Consider the following 12,111-nt stretch of genomic DNA (forward strand, 5'->3'; position numbering starts at 1 on the left):
TATGCTCAGCTTTTCCTATTTTCCCGGATGCTCCCTGGAAGCCACCGCCAGGGAATTCGACCTGTCCACCCGGGCGGTATGCGGGGAGTTGGAGGTAGAACTGGTGGAACTGCCGGACTGGAACTGCTGCGGGGCCACCTCGGCCCATAGTTTGAACGGCCGGCTGGGCCTGCTGCTGCCGGCCCGCAATCTGGCCCTGGCCGGGGAGATGGACCGGGACCTGGTGGCTTCCTGTTCGGCCTGTTACAACCGCTTGAAAACCACGGATTATGCCTTGAAAAACAACCCGGAAGAAGCCCGCCGGGCGGCGGAACATACGGGGTCGGGCTTCCGTGGAAACCTGCGGGTGCTCTCCCTGCTGGAGGCGGTAGTGGCAGGGGTGGGCGTGGACCGGGTGCGGGAGCGGGTGCGCCGGCCCTTGAAAAGACTGAAGGTGGTTTGCTATTATGGCTGCCTGCTGGTGCGCCCGCCCCGGATGGTGGGGTTTGATGCACCCGAATTCCCCGTCAGCCTGGACCGCCTGATGGCGGCCCTGGGAGCCGAGCCCCTGCAATGGTCCTATAAAACCGATTGCTGCGGAGCCAGCCTGTCCATTTGCGACGCAAAGACGGTACGCCGGATGGTTTCCTTCCTGCTGGAAATGGCCCGGGAGATTGGCGCTGCCGCCATAGTCACCGCCTGCACCCTGTGTCATGCCAATCTGGAAATGCGCCGGGACCCGGAATGCACCATGCCTGTTTTTTATTTTACCGAATTGATGGGCCTGGCCTTTGGTGTGCCGGAAAGCGAAGCATGGTTGAAACGGCACCTGGTGGATCCCTTCCCGGTGCTGGGCCAGGTGCTGGGGTAAGAAATAACAGTGCGGCTAAGCCACCAAAGGCAGGCTGTCTGGTTGTTCAAAGGGAACCGCTTACGGGGAGCGGAGGCGAGCCGGACAACGTAGTACCAAAATTAAATATGAACCGGGATTCCCGCCGCCCGCCGCCCGTTGACCGGTGGCGGGCGGCTTTATGTTACCGGGCCGGGCGTAAGCGGGAAACGCTGCGCCATGAGCGGCTTTACCGGGCATTGGCAATGGAAAAAGTGTTTTTTTAAATGCGGCAGGATTTCCTGCCAGGGAAAGCGAATTGCCAACCTGTGGCAGGACAGGAGGTGAATGCGGCGGATGCGTCTGGTGATTGTAGACGACGGCACCCTGACCGCCCGGGCTTTGATTAAGGAACTGCCTTCTGCACTGGCCGGCCGGCCGGTGGATATGGAGATTCTGCCCGCCGGTGACCGGTGCGCCGCCACCAGTGCCCCTTCCGGGGATACGGGCCGGGTAAGGGAGTTTTACGGCTCACCGGCGGAACTGGCCGGCCGGGTGACCGGGGCGAACATCCTGGTGGTGCACAAGGCGCCGGTAACCGGGGAAGTGATGGACGGTGCGCCGGATTTGCGTTTAATCGCCTGTGCCCGGGCGCACCCGGTGAATGTGGATGTGGCAGCCGCCGCAAAGCGGGGCATTACGGTGGTCCACGCACCGGGCCGGGCGGCGGAATCCACCGCCGACCTGACCATGGCCCTTTTGCTTCACCTGGCCCGCCAGCTGGGAGAAGTCTGTCACCAGATAGGGCGCCTGGGGCCCGGGCTCTGGCAGTATGACTGCCGCAGCTTTCTGGAGGGACTGGAACTGGCCGGCAAAACCCTGGGCATCGTCGGCTTTGGGCAGGTGGGCCGCCGGGTGGCGGTACGGGCAAAGGCCTTTGGGATGCATTTACTGGTACACAGCCCTCACGTGGATCCGGCCCAAATCCGGGCCGCCGGCTGCCGGCCCGCCAGTCTGGAAGAACTCCTGTCCTCTGCCGATTTTGTCAGCCTGCATACCAGGCCCTGGCCGGAGAAAATCGGCCTGATTGGCGCCGCCCAGCTGGATATGATGAAAAGTTCCGCCTGTCTGATTAATACGGCCCGGGGCGAGCTGGTAGATGAAGCAGCCCTTTACCGGGCCTTGAAAGAAAAGAAAATCCGGGCGGCGGCCCTGGATGTGCTTGTTCAGGAGCCCCCGCCGCCGGAACACCCCTTCTTCACCCTGTCCAACCTTTTCCTCACCCCCCACCTGGGGGGCAAAACGGAGGCCGCACCTGTCCGGGCGGCACGGATCATTGCCGGGGAAATCGTCAATTTCCTGGCCGGCAGGCCGCTGGAACATGTGGTGGCGAGAAATGACTGAGAGTGCATATGTTCATGGCAAAAATTAAGGGGCCACCCCCCGGGGATGCCCCCTAATTTTTCCTTACTCTTCTTCATTCCAGTGGATGCACTGGGCCGGACACATATCGATGGCTTCCTGAATTTCGTCTTCACTGGCGCCATGGGGATTGACCACCTCGGCAAAACCCAGGGTGTCGTTCATCTGGAACACGTCCGGACATGTTTCGGCGCAGGAACCGCAGGACATGCACTCTTCCGAATCAATATACGGAATTCTGGCCATATTATTCCCCTCCTTCCTCAAAGGGTTATACCAGCAGGTATTATAACACCACCGGGATTATTCGGCCAGAAGATTTTTGGGCATCCATAGCTTATTTTATTTTCTCCATCCAGTCAAGAGAACTTTTTCCTGCTCCTGAAGGAAAAACAAAAAATTTGTCAAACATTATTTTTCAGGAACCGGCTCATTGTAATTTTTAACCGTGATCAGTTTCCCCCGGGGCCGGGTTGTATCTGGCTGGATAACCGTTGGAAAGTTGGCAATTGGTCCACTGATTTTAAAAGTTGAACTTTACCCGGGCGGCAGGAAAGATGATTTCAGCAGTGAAATCTTATTAAGAAAAATAACTAATATAATAAGTGCCGGGTTAAATTGTTTACGGTAATCTGACCGGACAGGGGAAATGTTTTGTCCGGCCTGATTCGTGGCAAACTTTTCAGGAAAGGGGAATTTACCATGCGGCCGGTGGAAATTAAACCTAACGTATACTGGGTGGGCGGCATTGACTGGGATCTGCGTTATTTTCACGGTTACCTCACCCCCCGGGGGTCCACCTACAATGCCTACCTGATTGTGGACGATAAGATCACCCTGGTGGATACGGTAAAGCATTACCTTTTTGATGAGATGCTGGGCCGGATTAAGGCAGTGGTCGATCCCTCCCGTATCGATTACATGGTGGTCAACCACGTGGAAATGGACCATTCGGGAAGCGTCCCCAAAATTATGGAACTGGCTCCCGGGGCCACCGTCATCACCTCGCCCCAGGGCAAAAAGGGACTGGAGCGCCACTATAAAAAGGACTGGAACTTTCAAGTGGTGAACTCCGGTGACGAGGTCAGCCTGGGTTCCCGTACCTTGAAATTTGTGCACACGCCCATGGTGCACTGGCCCGATTCCATGGTGACCTATATACCTGAGGAAAAACTCCTTTTGCCCAATGACGCTTTCGGCCAGCACATAGCCGCCACCGGGCGTTTTGACGACGAAGTGGGCTGGGAGGTGGTGCACGAGGAGGCGGCCAAATATTACGCCAACATCGTCCTGCCCTACGGCGACCAGGTGAATAAGGCCCTGGACGTGGTTTCCCGGCTGCCCGTGGAGATGATTGCCCCCAGCCACGGGGTGATCTGGCGTTCCTACCTGGACCGGATCCTGCCCGTTTACCGCCGCTGGGCCAACCATGAGACGGAAAGAAAGGCATTGATCGTTTACGATACCATGTGGGGGTCCACCAAAAAAATCGCCCAGGCCCTGCAGGAGGGCCTGGAAGAAGCCGGCATTCCCGTAACCATGCGCTGCCTGCAGACCAGCCACATGTCGGAAATCATGCCCGATGTACTGGTGTCAAAGGCCATCCTGGTGGGCTCGCCCACCTTAAACAACGGCATGCTGCCCTCGGTTAGCGGTTTTCTCACCTATGTCAGGGGACTCAGGCCCAAAAAGCGCCTGGGCCTGGCCTTCGGTTCCTACGGTTGGGGCGGCCAGGGGGCGAAGGAAGTTAAGGCCGCCCTGGAAGCCATGGGCTGGGAAGTGCCCCTGGACGTGGTGAACATCCAGTATATCCCGAACGGGGACGAGCTGGCGGCGGCCCGGGAAACGGGGCGCCGGCTGGGGGAAATGATATAAAAAATAAAAATAGGGACGGTGGTATTTGGTGAACCCAAAGGCGCTGCACAAAATCAGTTACGGCCTTTACGTTGTTACCTCCAAAAAGGGCGACCGTATTAACGGCCAGATTGCCAATACGGTGTTTCAAATCTCCAGCGAGCCGCCCACCATTGCCGTGAGCATCAACAAGCAAAACCTGACCAATGAATTCATACGGGACAGCAAGATGTTTGCCGTGTCCGTGCTGGCCCAGGAAGCCCCCCTGTCCCTGGTGGGCCAGTTCGGCTTTAAAACCGGCCGGGAAGTGGATAAGTTCGCCGGGGTGAATTATAGGCTGACGGAAAACGGTGTACCCTGCGTCACCGAGCATACCCTGGCCTGGCTGGAGGCCCGGGTCATCCAGGAAGTGGACGCGGGCACCCATACCATTTTCATCGGCGAGTTAACCGGGGCGGAAGTGTTGAAGGAAGGCACTCCCATGACCTACGCCTACTACCACCAGGTCAAGCGGGGCAGTGTGCCCAAAGCCGCCCCCACCTTCACCCCCAGAACAGAAGAAAAGCCGGCGGAAAAAATGGACAAGTATGTGTGCAAGATATGCGGCTATGTCTACGACCCCGCCGTGGGGGACCCGGAGAACGGCGTGCCGCCGGGAACTCCCTTTGAAAAGCTGCCCGGTGACTGGGTCTGTCCCGTCTGCGGAGCGGGCAAGGACGAGTTTGAAAAGGAAGCCTGAAGACAGATCATTGGCCTCTGCCTGAAGCGCTGCCATGAGGACGGAAACGGACGGGGCCTGGCGGCCCCGTCCATCCGTTTTCCCCCGAAGGGGACTGTCCCCCATAGTTCACTACATTTCCCGGATCTTCCACCTTTTCCACGTTTGCTTCCATGTTTAACGCGGCCAGCGCCTCCTGCGCGGTTTCCAAAGGTGGCCTGGCATTTCTTGCACCCGCCCTTTAAATATTTTGTACAGGGAAAGCGCGGGAAGCCTTGGCCCGTGCCCTGGCGTTGAATTTGGCGGCATTAATAACGAACCTTTCATGGGTGCCCTCGGAAATTTTATCGACCCCGTCATCGGCAATTATTGAAAAAGTTAGCTTTCTGCCCTCCACTTTCTCCAGCCTGACATTGACAGTGACGGTGAGTCCGGGCGGGGTGGCGGCCACATGGCTTAGTTTAACGTCGGTGCCCACCGTTTGTTCATCAGGCCAGTCCAGGTAAGGGTTGACGGCCTGGATGCAAGCCCACTCGAACAGACCAACCATGAACCCCGTGGCCAAAACCCGGGGCATAACCTGGAACTCCTCAGATTCCGGGTAAAGATAGGGCACGGTTTTGTTTTCCGGGACCTGAAACTTAAACTGGTAAGTCAGGCCCGGTTGCAAAGAATCTTTCACGCCGTTTTGCCTCCCTCCATTGGATATCGTTTATTCTAACTTAACAGAAAAGCAGTTATAAGACAAATTAATTGTTAAAATATTGTTAATTAGATATAATAATATATATAGCCCGGAATTCAGCACAGCTGCCACTCCTGTCGGATGTGCCGGTTTTAAGGTTCCTTGAGGCCGGGAAAAATTTTGACGGGGCAATGGAATTGGCCTTAAGATTATAAGGGCTTGAAAATTAATGAAAACCTGCTGGTTTATCAGCCGGGGAGAAGGGCTTTCAATGGAGTGGAAACAAATCGTCAGTTTTTATCACGTGGCCAGGCTGGGGAGTTTTACCAGGGCCGCCGGTGCCACCTTTAGAACCCAGTCTGCCCTGACCCAGCAGATCAAAGCCCTGGAAGAGGAACTGGACTGCCTGTTGTTCGAAAGGATCGGAAAAAGAAGATTAAGGCTCACTTCGGCGGGTGAAAAATTCCTTGCTTTTGCGGAATCAATTATAAACAAATATGACTGTCTCATGGAGGAATTGGCCGAACTTAAAGGTCTTCAAAAAGGAAGGTTGAGAATAGCCGCGCCTTTTACCACCCTTTACCATCTTTTTCCGGAAGTACTGAGGGAATATACGAAACAATTTCCCTGGGTCGAGCTGACTGTGCTCGACCGCTCACAGCAAAACGTCATCGAGCTGGTCAAAAACGGCGATATCGATTTTGGCATGGCTCTTGAGTCTGTCGTTCCGAAGGAACTGGCGAAGATTCGCTGGAAAAAGGTAGAGCCCGTCTTGCTGACCCCTGCCGGACACCCCCTGGCCGGAACAAAGGGGGTTACCATCAGGCAAATAGCCCAGTACCCCCTCATTTTGCCTCCGAAAAACGGCGAATACAGCAGCCGTATGCAACTGGAGGATCTTTTCCAGGAGCTGGGAATCAACTACCGTATTATCATGGAATCATCAAATGTTGAATTAAGCTCACTCTACGTGGAAATGGGCCTGGGCATCTCCTTCGCCACCATAGTAAGAGACCTGCCGGGATTAAAACATAGAAAACTGGAATTTATCTCCTTAAGCCATATCTTCGAGCCCGCCTACCTGGCGGTGGTCGTGCGGAAGGACAAAATTCTTACATCATTCAAGAGGGCCTTCTTAAACGTTTTGCTGGAGGACTCACGTTAACATGGCCTTTCCCGCCAGTGCCTGGCTTAAAGCCGGGGATACGGCCGCGCCTTCCCCGGCTTTATCTGTAATTGACCTCCTGCCGGCTGCCATTCGGGTTAAAATACTTGCGTTTAAAGGCATATCCTGCAGGCCATTAAAAGCGGTAATCCTCGATTTGCTAATATAATACGATTTCCTTGTCAGCTTCCCAGCAGGTGGTTGGCAAAGACGAAATTGAACAGGTAACCGATACAGATAATCCCCGTGGCGATGATCCCGGCAAAAATGGCCATCAGCTTTGGCTTGATCACTTTGCGCAGGATGATCATTTCCGGCGTGGAAATGGCCACGATGGCCATCATGAAGGCCAGGGCCGTACCCATGGGCATGCCCTTTTCCACCAGTGCCTGCACGATGGGGATAGTCCCGGCGGCATTGGAGTACAAAGGGATGGCAATCAGCACGGCGACGATCACGGCAAGGGGATTGCCGGGGCCGGCGTATTTCATGACCAGATCGATGGGCGCATAACCATGGATCCATGCCCCGATGCCGATGCCGAGCAGTACAAACAGCCACACCCGCTTGATGATATCCTTTGTATAATCCCGGGCGTATTCCAGCCGTTCCCGCCAGGTGGGCACGTGTACTTCACTTTCACCCATCCGGATCCGGTAAACGTAATCTTCCACCAGGTGTTCCAGTTTAAGTTTCCCGATGACTATTCCGCTGATCAGGGCCAGGGTTATCCCGACGCCGATGTAGAGAAGGGCAATCTTCCAGCCGAACAGGCCCCAGAGCATGACCAGGGCCACTTCATTGACGGTGGGGGAAGAAATTAAAAAGGAGAAGGTGACGCCCAGGGGCAGGCCCGATTCCAGAAAGCCGATGAACAGCGGCACTGCCGAGCAGGAGCAAAAGGGAGTGACAATCCCCAGCAGGGCGGCCATTAAATTACCCACGTATTCCCGGCGGTTACCCAGCAGTTTGCGCGCCCTTTCCGGGGGGAAGAAACTGCGGATTACCGCCACCGCGAAAACGATCACCACCAGGAGCAGAAAAATTTTCATCGTATCATAGAAGAAGAAGTTCAAAGCCTCTCCCAGCATGCTCCCCCGCTGGATGTTGAATAAATTATAAACCAGCTGGTCAGCCAAAAATTTCAACATAACGTCTTACCTCCTGTCTGAGTAATAAAAATTTAAAATCATAGCCCCACCGTTAAATGGAGATTAAGTAAACAAAGACAAAGGATGTTTCGACTTCTGCTCACTATATTATCATATACTAATATAGTATTTGCTTTTTCCCCTGTCAATAGTTTTTTGCAAGTTTTTTGCAACGGACCGGTAAAACAAATTCATTCAAATGCCCCGTCTTATCCCCGCGTTGTCCACATGATTACAGCCACCCCCACCAAGCAACGGTTACGCCGGGCCAATTACCCTATATTCTAATATATTCCAAAAGAATCTGCCAGCCCTTTTTTAATTTTTGGGCAGCGTATTGACCGGTAAAAATGACCGGAATATAATATTAATGCATACCAATATTCTAATATAATATGGGGGAGATAGAATGGGAGATTTTTGGTTTATCTGCCTGCTTGCCGGGCGAATAAAAACCGGTTCCCCGGTTACTGCTTGAATTGAAAACGAAAAAAGTATTTGCGGGAGGAATGAAAATGCCAAATGGGCAGATCTTAAAGCATTTTTCGCCGGCCTGGTTTGCCACCGTGATGGGTACGGGCGGGCTGGCCAATGTTCTTTACCTGTTTAAGGATAATTCCCCTCTTTTGCATGGGGCAGCTGTTTCCTTGTGGTGGCTGAACGTTGTTCTTTTTCTCATCCTGGTCGGCCCCTGGATCGTCCGGTGGCTTTTTCACTACCAGCATGCCTTTGCCGATTTAAATCATCCTCTGCTTTCTAACTTTTTTATTACCATGCCGGCCGGTTGCATCATTTTGGGGACTAATTTCTTTTTAATCGGCCGGCCGTATCTTTCCGCCGGTTTTCTGGTTGGCCTGGGGGTTGTCCTGTGGCTTTCCGGTGCGGTGCTGGCTTTTGTCTTCGGTGTATATGGAATGTATAATTTGATGCGTATGGAGGCCGTTGGTCCCGAGCCGATCAATTTCGCCTGGCTCATGACGCCGGTCGTTAACATTGTCGTGCCTCTTTTGGGCAATCCCCTCGTTGCGGCGCTGGCCCCCGGCGGGTGGACAAAGGCCGTACTGATCAACCTGGTCGATGTCGTTTTCTACGGGATCGGCCTGCTTTTGTTTCTGACCATGTTTCCCATCGTTACCGGCCGCCTGATTAAGCACAAGATGCCGCCCGCGGCGGTGGCCCCGACTTTTTGGATTTTGCTGGGGCCGGTGGGCGTCGGCACCGTGGCCCTGCTGGGTTTAGCCGATGTTTCCAAAATGCTGGGCCTTCTCGTTGACGGGGAGGCGGTCAAATTCCTGGCGCTCATTTTCTGGGGCTTCGGGCTGTGGGCCTTTGCGCTGACGGCGGTGGTTACCATGCACTATGTAAGATCCGGCGGAGTACCTTTCACTTTATCCTGGTGGGCTTTTATCTTTCCTCTGGCGGCTTACACGCTGGCTACTCTGGAGGTTTTCCGCTATACAGGGGTGGCTGCCGTCTACTGGTACGGGGTGGCTCTGGCAGTGTTGCTGGCCCTTTTATGGGCGGCTACTTTTGGCAGAACGGTAGCCGGGGTTTTCAGCGGCCGGTTGTTGCTGCCGCCGTCGCCGTCACCAACCCTGCCTAAGCAAGGAAAGTAGTAAATGCAGTACAAAGGAAAAACTACGTCCCCAATGGGTTCCCGCCAGGCGAGGAGATGACGATATTAGCAGGAACCAGTCCTGCCCGGCTTCTAGAACAGCCCCTGTTTCCGAAGATAGCTTTTTACTACGCTTTATCTCAGGCTGACGATATTTTCAGAGATGTCTTTTTGCCGACTGCTATTTCTCTTGCGGGCGACCCTCAGGTTAAGATTTTTTCTCTTGACAGGGTCTATGCATAGCCCTACAATGTATATAAGAGTCCCGGAGGAGGTGAGGAACATTCAGGTGGAACATAAATACGGATCCGAAGAATACTGGGCCGGCTTGATCAAAATGAGTCTTTCCCGGTTTTTTATCCTGCACGTCCTTCACCGGCAGCCGGTGCACGGTTACGAAATCACCAAACAGGTGGGCGCCATTACCCACGGCTGCTGTGCCCCCACGGAAGGAAGCCTTTACCCGGTTTTAAAAGAATTTACTGAGGCCGGTTTGGTGGAAATGACCACTGAACTGGTTTCCGGCCGGGAGCGCAAGGTTTATACCCTCACACCGGCGGGGGAGCGGGCCTACCGGGTGGCCTCCAGGGCCTGGGGGGAGGTGGCGGAGTATATCCTGCAGGCCATTAAAAGCGGTAATCCTCCCAATGGAGGTTTTCTAATGAAGGAGGATGGATAGGTTGTTTCAGATAAACAGTCTGGCCGCTGCCGGTAAATATTTTATGGTGATCGCAGGAGAACTGCTTGTTCTTTTTATCGGCATTTCCTTTTTGATTGCCCTGCTGCAGGAGTTTGTGCCGGAGGAAACCGTCCGCCGGGTGCTCACCAAACCCGGCCGGGGGTGGAGAAATGTTCTGGGGGCTGCCCTGGGGGCGGTCACCCCCTTTTGTTCCTGTTCCACCATTCCCATTCTGGTGGGCCTGCTCAACGGCGGCGCCCCATTTGGGGCCAGTATGTCTTTTTTGCTGGCTTCACCGCTTCTCAATCCCGTGATCCTGGGTCTTATTTTAACCCTCATGGGCTGGCGGGTGGCATTGATTTACGGAGTATTCACCTTTCTGGCGGCAGTGTTCACGGGCGCCCTGTGGGAGCGCCTGGGGCTGGCCGGGGAGTTTAAAAGGGTGCGGGTAGTGCAGCAGGAATGCTGCTGCTGTGCGGAAACCGTCAGGGCGTCGGTTACAAACAGGGAGAAGGTGGGGAGCGCTGCCGGCAAAACGTGGGATCTCTTCCGCCAGGTGGTTCCCTACCTGCTCATCGGGGCGGGAATCGGCGCCTTTATCTATGGCTTTGTGCCGGAGCAGTTCATCGTCCGGGTGGCCGGACCCGGTAACCCCCTGGCCATACCCGTGGCGGCCATTGTGGGTGTGCCCATGTACATCCGGGTGGAAACCATGCTCCCCATTGCGGCGGTGCTGCAGGCCAAGGGCATGAGTCTGGGCGCCATCATGGCCCTGATCATTGGCGGAGGCGGGGCCAGTATACCGGAAATAACCCTGCTGGCCGCCATTTTTAAACCCAGGTTAGTGGCCGCTTTTGTGCTAACCATTTTTGTCGTGGCTGTGGTGGCCGGGTATATGTTTGAATTAATCTTCTAAATGGAAAGGGGGGTTATAAAATGGCCGAAAGGAAGCAGAACAAGGGATTTCTGAACTTTTTTCGCAAGTCAAAGAACAGCTGCTGCGGGGGCATTATCATTGAAGAAGTGAAAGAGGACAGGGAAGAGAATAATAATAAACAGGAACAGGGATGCGGCTGCTGCTGTATGCCGGATGAGGGAAAAGAAAAGGGCAAATAGGTGATTTGCCAAACAGGAGATGATGGTGATTGAAAACAATAGTACCTGGTGAAAGTTGTACCTGTGCGAGAGATGGTAACAAAGCCATACATTCAAACAAGGCGCAATGCTGTCCGCCTCCGGTGACTGGATCAGCTGAAGATACCGGCTCATCATGTTGCGTTCCGGAAAGTAAAAAGCGGGTGGACATCGAGTTTATGTTCCTGGATACCAGTGTTTGCACCCGGTGCCGGGGCACGGAAGCATCGTTAGAAGAAGCTGTGGCGGAAGTGGCCGGTGTTCTGGAAGCGGCGGGTAAGGAAGTGGTGGTACGCAAAATCCATGTCCGGAGCGAAGAACAGGCCAGGGAGTTGGGGTTTGTCAGCTCGCCCACCATTCGCGTCAACGGGCGGGATATCCAGCCTGAGGTCCGGGAAAGCCTCTGTGAATCCTGTGGTGATCTCTGCGGAGAGGATGTGGACTGCCGGGTATGGGTATACCAGGGGCAGGAATACCATGTGCCACCCAAAGCTCTGATCATTGATGCCATTCTCCGGGAGGTATATGGTATAAGAGCAGCAGCGGAGGTGCATGGTCCTTCTGAAATAAAAGCCCTGCCGGACAATTTGAAGCGGTTTTTCGCCGCCAGACGAAAAAAGGAAACATAAATTGTTCGGCAAAACCGCTGCTACCGGCACGGTGCCGCCCGGCACTCACCAAAATACGACACTGCTCCTGGTACATCAGGTTTAATTGATAACTCCGGTTTTAGGAAGACGTGGTATGCCGGTGAGTGCTGGGTCCAAAACAAACGACTTGCGGGCGCTGGAGTAAGCGTGGACGACGCGGTACCACAGGGGATCACTGAACATTTACAGAAGAAAGAGTGGCGTAAAGGCCGCTCTTTTTTATGGCAGCC

13 protein-coding genes are annotated in these 12,111 nt (G+C 54.5%); 10 read left to right on the forward strand and 3 right to left on the reverse strand.

Annotated features, from left to right (window positions below):
* Nucleotide 1: 1 nt before the first annotated feature.
* Nucleotides 2-850: a CoB--CoM heterodisulfide reductase iron-sulfur subunit B family protein gene (locus tag GFC01_RS00970; RefSeq protein WP_152944783.1), complete on the forward strand. Its 849-nt coding sequence runs from the start codon at nt 2-4 to the stop codon at nt 848-850.
* Between the two features lie 315 nt (nt 851-1,165).
* Nucleotides 1,166-2,212 (forward strand): NAD(P)-dependent oxidoreductase, encoded by a 1,047-nt coding sequence (locus GFC01_RS00975; RefSeq protein ID WP_194174736.1) that lies wholly within the window; start codon nt 1,166-1,168, stop codon nt 2,210-2,212.
* Nucleotides 2,213-2,275: 63 nt separating this feature from the next.
* On the opposite strand, the gene GFC01_RS00980 is transcribed toward GFC01_RS00975, so the two are convergent.
* Entirely contained in the window at nt 2,276-2,476 is a 201-nt protein-coding gene (locus GFC01_RS00980) for a ferredoxin (protein ID WP_152944785.1), read from the reverse strand.
* A gap of 456 nt (nt 2,477-2,932) precedes the next feature.
* Between GFC01_RS00980 and GFC01_RS00985 the strand changes: the two genes are divergently transcribed.
* Complete coding sequence (locus GFC01_RS00985) at nt 2,933-4,105, forward strand: FprA family A-type flavoprotein (RefSeq protein WP_152944877.1); 1,173 nt, start codon at nt 2,933-2,935, stop codon at nt 4,103-4,105.
* 28 nt (nt 4,106-4,133) lie between these two features.
* The gene (gene rd / locus GFC01_RS00990) at nt 4,134-4,823 is read left to right on the forward strand and encodes a rubredoxin (protein WP_341473678.1); all 690 of its coding nucleotides are present in this window, start codon (nt 4,134-4,136) and stop codon (nt 4,821-4,823) included.
* Between the two features lie 220 nt (nt 4,824-5,043).
* Here rd and GFC01_RS00995 read toward each other — a convergent pair whose 3' ends face one another.
* Nucleotides 5,044-5,484, reverse strand: a complete 441-nt coding sequence (locus GFC01_RS00995; RefSeq protein WP_341473679.1) for a thioesterase family protein — start codon at nt 5,482-5,484, stop codon at nt 5,044-5,046.
* A gap of 274 nt (nt 5,485-5,758) precedes the next feature.
* On the opposite strand from GFC01_RS00995, the gene GFC01_RS01000 reads away from it, so the two are divergent.
* Nucleotides 5,759-6,652 (forward strand): LysR family transcriptional regulator, encoded by an 894-nt coding sequence (locus tag GFC01_RS01000; protein WP_152944787.1) that lies wholly within the window; start codon nt 5,759-5,761, stop codon nt 6,650-6,652.
* Between the two features lie 182 nt (nt 6,653-6,834).
* Here GFC01_RS01000 and GFC01_RS01005 read toward each other — a convergent pair whose 3' ends face one another.
* Nucleotides 6,835-7,803, reverse strand: coding sequence for a permease (locus GFC01_RS01005; protein ID WP_152944788.1), 969 nt, complete (start codon nt 7,801-7,803; stop codon nt 6,835-6,837).
* A gap of 515 nt (nt 7,804-8,318) precedes the next feature.
* On the opposite strand from GFC01_RS01005, the gene GFC01_RS01010 reads away from it, so the two are divergent.
* The 5 genes from GFC01_RS01010 to GFC01_RS01030 all read left to right on the forward strand — a co-directional run bounded on the left by GFC01_RS01010 (nt 8,319) and on the right by GFC01_RS01030 (nt 11,860).
* The gene (locus GFC01_RS01010; RefSeq protein ID WP_207707565.1) at nt 8,319-9,419 is read left to right on the forward strand and encodes a TDT family transporter; all 1,101 of its coding nucleotides are present in this window, start codon (nt 8,319-8,321) and stop codon (nt 9,417-9,419) included.
* A 288-nt stretch (nt 9,420-9,707) separates the two neighbouring features.
* Entirely contained in the window at nt 9,708-10,097 is a 390-nt protein-coding gene (locus GFC01_RS01015) for a PadR family transcriptional regulator (protein WP_341473680.1), read from the forward strand.
* A gap of 1 nt (nt 10,098) precedes the next feature.
* Entirely contained in the window at nt 10,099-11,013 is a 915-nt protein-coding gene (locus GFC01_RS01020) for a permease (protein ID WP_423244354.1), read from the forward strand.
* Nucleotides 11,014-11,033: 20 nt separating this feature from the next.
* The gene (locus GFC01_RS01025; RefSeq protein WP_152944792.1) at nt 11,034-11,213 is read left to right on the forward strand and encodes a hypothetical protein; all 180 of its coding nucleotides are present in this window, start codon (nt 11,034-11,036) and stop codon (nt 11,211-11,213) included.
* A 197-nt stretch (nt 11,214-11,410) separates the two neighbouring features.
* Nucleotides 11,411-11,860, forward strand: a complete 450-nt coding sequence (locus tag GFC01_RS01030; protein WP_152944793.1) for a DUF2703 domain-containing protein — start codon at nt 11,411-11,413, stop codon at nt 11,858-11,860.
* Nucleotides 11,861-12,111: the final 251 nt, after the last annotated feature.

It is taken from the genome of Desulfofundulus thermobenzoicus (assembly GCF_009428905.1).
Taxonomy (GTDB): domain Bacteria; phylum Bacillota; class Desulfotomaculia; order Desulfotomaculales; family Desulfovirgulaceae; genus Desulfofundulus_A; species Desulfofundulus_A thermobenzoicus.

Bases quoted from the DNA above. Each gene is read 5' to 3' on its own strand.
- GFC01_RS00985 (WP_152944877.1), top strand. From the start codon at position 2,933: ATGCGGCCGGTGGAAATTAAACCTAACGTATACTGGGTGGGCGGCATT.
- GFC01_RS01000 (WP_152944787.1), top strand. From the start codon at position 5,759: ATGGAGTGGAAACAAATCGTCAGTTTTTATCACGTGGCCAGGCTGGGG.
- GFC01_RS00970 (WP_152944783.1), top strand. From the start codon at position 2: ATGCTCAGCTTTTCCTATTTTCCCGGATGCTCCCTGGAAGCCACCGCC.
- GFC01_RS01005 (WP_152944788.1), bottom strand. From the start codon at position 7,803: ATGTTGAAATTTTTGGCTGACCAGCTGGTTTATAATTTATTCAACATC.
- GFC01_RS01030 (WP_152944793.1), top strand. From the start codon at position 11,411: ATGTTCCTGGATACCAGTGTTTGCACCCGGTGCCGGGGCACGGAAGCA.
- GFC01_RS00975 (WP_194174736.1), top strand. From the start codon at position 1,166: ATGCGTCTGGTGATTGTAGACGACGGCACCCTGACCGCCCGGGCTTTG.
- GFC01_RS01025 (WP_152944792.1), top strand. From the start codon at position 11,034: ATGGCCGAAAGGAAGCAGAACAAGGGATTTCTGAACTTTTTTCGCAAG.
- GFC01_RS00980 (WP_152944785.1), bottom strand. From the start codon at position 2,476: ATGGCCAGAATTCCGTATATTGATTCGGAAGAGTGCATGTCCTGCGGT.
- GFC01_RS01010 (WP_207707565.1), top strand. From the start codon at position 8,319: ATGCCAAATGGGCAGATCTTAAAGCATTTTTCGCCGGCCTGGTTTGCC.